Source organism: Terriglobus sp. YAF25 (genome assembly GCF_052113305.1).
Taxonomy (GTDB): Bacteria; Acidobacteriota; Terriglobia; order Terriglobales; family Acidobacteriaceae; genus Terriglobus.
Genome location: NZ_JBFRCY010000570.1, coordinates 1 through 4,045, shown reverse-complemented (window position 1 = coordinate 4,045; position 4,045 = coordinate 1). Strand labels below are relative to the sequence as shown.

7 protein-coding genes are annotated in these 4,045 nt (G+C 56.9%); 3 read left to right on the top strand and 4 right to left on the bottom strand.

What is annotated here, in order from left to right; all coding sequences use genetic code 11:
- From dgt to AB4043_RS20265, 3 genes are all read right to left on the bottom strand, one after another.
- Positions 1 to 572 (bottom strand): dGTP triphosphohydrolase (gene dgt, locus AB4043_RS20275; protein ID WP_442307912.1); only part of this gene is annotated, 572 nt, incomplete at its 3' end.
- 355 nt (positions 573 to 927) lie between these two features.
- On the bottom strand, positions 928 to 1,344 hold the full coding sequence (locus AB4043_RS20270; RefSeq protein ID WP_442307911.1) for a ThiF family adenylyltransferase: 417 nt from the start codon (positions 1,342 to 1,344) through the stop codon (positions 928 to 930).
- Entirely contained in the window at positions 1,334 to 1,846 is a 513-nt protein-coding gene (locus AB4043_RS20265; RefSeq protein WP_442301096.1) for a hypothetical protein, read from the bottom strand. The genes AB4043_RS20270 and AB4043_RS20265 overlap by 11 nt, the downstream gene beginning before the upstream one ends.
- A gap of 98 nt (positions 1,847 to 1,944) precedes the next feature.
- Here AB4043_RS20265 and AB4043_RS20260 point away from each other — a divergent pair, with 98 nt between their 5' ends.
- Entirely contained in the window at positions 1,945 to 2,175 is a 231-nt protein-coding gene (locus AB4043_RS20260) for a hypothetical protein (RefSeq protein ID WP_442301095.1), read from the top strand.
- Here the strand turns inward: AB4043_RS20260 and AB4043_RS20255 are convergent.
- On the bottom strand, positions 2,172 to 2,738 hold the full coding sequence (locus tag AB4043_RS20255) for a multiubiquitin domain-containing protein (RefSeq protein WP_442301094.1): 567 nt from the start codon (positions 2,736 to 2,738) through the stop codon (positions 2,172 to 2,174). The two genes, AB4043_RS20260 and AB4043_RS20255, sit on opposite strands and share 4 nt — an antisense overlap.
- 157 nt (positions 2,739 to 2,895) lie before the next feature.
- Here AB4043_RS20255 and AB4043_RS20250 point away from each other — a divergent pair, with 157 nt between their 5' ends.
- Both AB4043_RS20250 and AB4043_RS20245 read left to right on the top strand, forming a co-directional pair.
- Positions 2,896 to 3,480, top strand: a complete 585-nt coding sequence (locus AB4043_RS20250; protein WP_442301093.1) for a hypothetical protein — start codon at positions 2,896 to 2,898, stop codon at positions 3,478 to 3,480.
- Positions 3,477 to 3,950 carry a hypothetical protein gene (locus AB4043_RS20245; protein ID WP_442307910.1) on the top strand — a complete coding sequence of 158 codons (474 nt, stop codon included), beginning with the start codon at positions 3,477 to 3,479 and terminating at the stop codon, positions 3,948 to 3,950. Before AB4043_RS20250 ends, AB4043_RS20245 begins: the two co-directional genes overlap by 4 nt.
- The last annotated feature ends 95 nt before the right edge of the window (positions 3,951 to 4,045 follow it).

Here is a 4,045-nt window from a genome sequence, read left to right as displayed (position 1 = left end):
TCATTAGACGGCGAAACGTACTTCCTCAAAGCCGACAGGGTTCCGAATGTAAGATTCAATCCCGTACGGTCAGCTAGCACCTGCAACGTTGCAACGAGTCTAAGGGACTGTGCGTTTCCTTCAAATCTTAGAAAGTCTTGGATCTGTTGCTCACTGCTGAGGCCTTTCTTGAGATCGTTTGCGTGGTCTTCCCGCTGAAACCATGAACGGATGGCATCCTCACCTGAATGACCGAAAGGCGGGTTTCCGAGATCATGGATAAGCCCACATGTCGCAGCGATTGCCTCGATATATCTATCAGCACCCTTTTCAATTTCCCCCTGCTGTATGAGCCACTCGGACATCGCAGTCGCCAACCCCCGTGCGACGCAAGATACTTCGAGCGAATGAGTAAGGCGCGTACGGACGGCGTCGTGCGGTTCAAGTGGAAACACCTGTGCCTTATCCTGCAGTCGCTTTACGGGTGTTGAGAATATTGAACGATCAAAATCGCGCTCAAACTGTGTTCTGTGATCTCCGCCACTCGTTGTTTGGCGGCGGCGGTTCGGATTGAGCAAAGTTGTCCARTTCATCGCAATTCCTCGATACCGTGTCTGTCAACAGCCTATCGTGACAGCGGAATTCACCAGAACCCGCGTCGCATCTCAGAGGATATCTCACTCATTCTAAACGGCTCCTCTGCAACTCCTCTTCCGAGCGATTGCTCCGGTAAACACGTATCTCGTCGTCTGAATGAGCCGCAGGCTGCGAGAAGGAAGTGTACACAGGAAGGGGAAAGGCGCCTTGTTACGAAACCGCTATTCGACAGTCACAAGGACGTTGGCGGTCCAAAATGGGTCTCCGAGCCCATGCGCAGAGTCAAAGTGCTTACAGTGGGCGGGCAGGTACGCGAGCTTGTTGCTGGGCATTACTGTCTGCAGGTCACCATCATATTCCAGTAGTAATGGCGTCGTCCAGTTCACTGCGGCAGCCGATCGAGTCGACGCACGAGAAAATGACATCGACGTCGCGAAGCTCCGCCGTGACCTCGGCCCAACTCGCCAACCGCTTGACGACTTCGGCGACGGGATTGACGGATTTGATGACACGTTCCGCGATGTCGACCTTAGCAGTACCCAGTCTCACGTCCTCCTGAGTGCCGCCAACGAGCCGGTTGAGGTTCGTATCTTCGATGAAGTCGGGGTCTATCACCAAGAAGTGACCCAGTCCTATATGGGCCAGCTGCTGCGCAATGTGAGAACCGCCGCCGCCCAAACCTATGAGCGCAGCCCTGGAGCGAGCCAACACGGTATCAGAGTGCGCCCCGAGGAACGACTGGCGCTGCAGATTCAATCTAGTAGTCATCCGTCACCTTCCATGTGCAGCGAATTGGGCTTCCCACAATGGCAACCTCGACGCCGGACGGCGAAGAGAAGCCGGGAATCCAGCATTGACCGACTGCTGAATCAAAGCTGAATACAACCGCCCCATGAGGAAGGCTGGGCTGAACATTCCAGAAATCCGGCACGAACAGGGCGTTCTCCCGGAGGTCCGTTCTGCTGAATCCTGGCCGGCCACGATGCTCGTGGAGATGAACGTGGACCATCGAGACGGTCTCCATATAGGCGGTCTGCAACGCTTTGCGAAGAGCCGAGCGACCGATGGTCGCACCCGCAGATGGATCGTCCACGTAGTCCCCATCTTCCACATGATGGACTCCTCCCGCGAGCAGGAGCAGTGACGTGGCCGATAACGCCGGGCGGCACTTCAGGAAGGCGACCCGCTCCGCTGCGAAGTCGTGCGGCTCTCGCAGGCGCCGTACCAGATCATTGTAGAGAGTCGAAGTCACCTTTAGGATCGCTCTCATCGGAGCCCCCGGAGGTGCTCGGCGAGGATCTCCGCTGGGCGCAGGTTGGCGGGCACCTGGTTCCATGACCATGTCCACCACTGGCTGCCTAGCACAACGTGGGAGCTCCAGTTCGCACCCCGACCGACCACGGCCTGCTGAAGGAAAAGACGGGTGGTGTAGCCTCCATGCTGGCCAAGGCAAAGGACAGCCCTCATTTCGCGTGGTGTGCAGCCTTCGGGGAGTACGAGGCGAGGAAGGAAGACGAAATCCACTCCGCCTTCCGCCTTCTCCGTCACGTCACCAAAGACAGCCCGCAGTTCGTCGAGATGCTCGGTGGCAACCATTAGGACGACTGCCCCTGGCGCACATGGCTGACAAACACCTCACCGCCCTTAATGTGGACTGTGCCGCTCTCGGGGAGTTCCTTGAATTCGCCGCAGATGACCTCGTCCAGAACGCGGGACGGATCGACCCCAAGAACTCGCTTCAGCTCAGCAACGGTGTACGTCCCGGCCTGAATCGGCTTGTGCTTGCCGTCGATGGTCACCTGCACAATCTTGGGAGACGTGGTGAACTTCTCGACGCCGTGCTTGCGAAGGTTCGCTTCGGCATGGGGGGAAATCAGCTCTGGCTCTCCATGGCGGAAGTTCTCGAAGACCTCGAATACGAGCTGTCCGTCGCGCCCGGCCAAGTGGAGCAACTGGTTGCCGGTGATGTGGGCCTTGGGCCACTCGTGGTATTTGTCGTCCACCTTGATGCGGTAAGCGCGGGCAGGGGGCACCGGCTGGCCATAGTGGCAGCAATGCTCAATATCCGCAAGTTCAACTTCAATCGCAGCCAATTCCACCGCCTCAATGGCGACTGCCTGTTCAACTACACCCAGCTCCTGGTTCAGTTCTTCACGGTTCATGTATGTTTTCTCCGTCTATGCGGCTTGCGGGCTTTCGGTGCCGGTCGCAGCCGCTCTCACTGGGTTAAGCGCACCTCCCCTCTTTTTTCGCCACGGCATGGAAAAAAAATCCGGTGCCGGCGCTTTAATAGATAGAGAGGGGTGAACGAGGCCGTCCATGAACGATGCGGAATACCGAAGGCTGCTCAAAATGCTCACGGTGCGTGCCTGCCGCGTCCTCAAGATCGCCGCATCGAAAGGTGAGGACTGGATTCTCGCGGCAGGCAAGTCGCCAGCCGACTATGCCGCAGAGACGCTCATCCGTTGGGGCACGAACCAGCTTCAGTTCACGGGGACGACGGAGAAACTGGATGCCTTCCTGACAAAGGTCATGACGAACGCGATCATCAGCGCCCTGCGGAAAAGTGAAGTGAAGGCGAACCGGGCCGGCAAAATGCTCCCCCCCGACGAATTTCCCGGAGACCCATCGCTCCAATCAAAGGCGGAGAACCTGTTCGACATCCGATCGCTTCTGCGAGACGACACCTTCCGTAAGGCGCTCGATCAATCCACGGCGGACGACAAGGATTTGAAAGACTACGTCGATGCGATCGAGATGTTCGAAGACGGCATCCCGGCTGCTGGCGATATCGCCTCGCTATTGGATGTCCCGGTGACCGACATATACAACCGCAGGAAAAAGTTAGCCCGGCGACTTGGAAAGCATGGCTTTACTGAATCGCGCCGCAGGAGCCAAGTATGAAGAAAAAGAACGAGGAGAATCAGTCCGCGAAATCGTTGGAGGAAAGTTTAGAAGCGCTATTCGGACGCGAGGCAGACCTCACAGATGCTGAGCTTGACGAAGAGCTGGCTGCCTGCGGAATCGATCCCGCGAAGTTGCAGGCCGACGTCCATAAACAGCTCTTCGATTACGCGAATCATCATTACCGAACGTTGGACAAAGCCGTTCCAGAAGATCTAGAGAAGACATTACGAGCGCTCCGGCCTCCGAACGCGACGGATAAGGCAAAGGCCGTAATTAGATCGGCAGAGGATCTGGTTGSTAGTTTTCTCGATACGGCAAAGGCTAAGTCTTCGGAACTTGTGCGCAACGTCTTGCCGACCCAGGCTCGCCAACCTCAGTTTGCCTTTCGTAACAAAAAGGAACTATCGGCGGCGGACAAGGCCCTCCTAGAGAGCGAGCAAGAGGACGTCGATTCTTCCGAAGGATGATGAAGGGAGACGCTCGATGAACAGAGAGGTTGCGGTAGAACTGCGGCGCAGACTGCAGATAAAGGGAGCTCTCCGTTTCGAAGACATCACTAAGC